This is a genomic window from Rhodoplanes roseus (genome assembly GCF_003258865.1).
Classification (GTDB): Bacteria; Pseudomonadota; Alphaproteobacteria; order Rhizobiales; family Xanthobacteraceae; genus Rhodoplanes; species Rhodoplanes roseus.
The window spans coordinates 1-237 of record NZ_NPEX01001018.1; the positions used below are offsets into that span (position 1 = coordinate 1).

The 237-nt window shown below is 62.4% G+C and carries 1 pseudogene; it reads right to left on the reverse strand.

The window, feature by feature from the left end:
• A pseudogene (locus tag CH341_RS33430) lies at positions 1 to 237 on the reverse strand (ABC transporter permease); the annotation flags it as partial.

Here is a 237-nt window from a genome sequence, read left to right on the forward strand (position 1 = left end):
CCTTGTTGCCGAGGAGGATCGCCCAGCCGAGCGTGCGCACCACCACGGAGATGAGGAGCGGGCCAAGTACGACGAGGAGCATCACCGAGCGCCAGAACGGGTGCATGCGCGACAGGAAATAGGCCTGTGGCAGGCCGATCGCGGCGCAGATGAGCGTGGTGGCGAGCGCGATCGCGAAGGTGCGCCCGAAAATCTCGTAGAAATAACCGTCGCTCAGGACCTCGATATAATTCTCCA